The organism is Sodalis-like endosymbiont of Proechinophthirus fluctus, assembly GCF_001602625.1.
Lineage (GTDB): Bacteria > Pseudomonadota > Gammaproteobacteria > Enterobacterales > Enterobacteriaceae.
On record NZ_LECR01000009.1, the window covers coordinates 275 to 1,199 of the forward strand.

Annotated in this window: 1 protein-coding gene; it reads right to left on the reverse strand. The window is 39.9% G+C overall.

From position 1 onward, the window contains the following. Positions 1 to 210: 210 nt before the first annotated feature. A complete protein-coding gene (locus BG74_RS01155) occupies positions 211 to 747 on the reverse strand; it encodes a hypothetical protein (protein WP_204376284.1) in 537 nt (178 codons plus the stop codon). Positions 748 to 925: the final 178 nt, after the last annotated feature.

The following is a 925-nucleotide window of genomic DNA, read 5'->3' on the forward strand; positions in this document are numbered from 1 at the left end:
ATTATTATTATTATTATTATTCTCGTCGCACCTTGGCTGATTTTAGACGTTTCGCTTTTTCTCCTTTTCTCGCAGTCGTAAAAATCATTTTCGATCGAATCGTCATCTTCGTCCTCGTCGTCCGAATCAATTTTTTTATTCTTGTTCGAATCGTTGACCGATTTCATCGCTCTTACGAAATCGTATTCGTCGGTGTCTGCAATTGAAATTTCATTTTTTCAATCGAATTCGACGTGAAAATGTGAGAAAAAGAGAAATTTTTTTTTTTTTTTTACCCGAATCGGATACGGTAATCGTGGCGGAAGTCTTCGATTTCGATCCTATTTCCACGCTCGAAATTCCAGGCAAGTCATCCTCGGTGCTGCCGTCTCTTTCTCTCCCGGTCGCGAGAGTCCTTCCCGCAGCAGAACCTGAAATCGAAATCTCATTTTTCAACGATTCTCCCCTCCCCCCTCCGAATGATTCAATCGATTTCCTGAACGAACCTGAAAACGAATCGAATTTACGATTCTTCTTCGTCGAATTAATCATTTCGTCTTGTAGAATCCGATAATTTTTCTCTTCCTTCGAATTCAATTTCTCTTCTTCCTCTCTCATTCGCTTGAACAATTCGATTAAATTGATTTCGTCACCTTTCACCTTTTGCTCCTTGAGTTCCTTCATCATTTTTTCGAATCGAATTTTGACGATTTCTTCGATCGCGAAAATGTCGTCTTTGTCTATGAAATTTTCCACTGCCGTTCCCATGTCTGAAATCGGAAAAATCGAATTTCATTCTGAATTCATCGCCATCGCCATCGCCATCGCCATCATCGAGAGGATCGATGAACGAAAGAATAATTCGAGGATTTACTTGCGAATGCAATGACATTTTCCACGAATTTCTTTCAATTCAATTCATTTCCTCTTGGATGGGAGTGGGTGT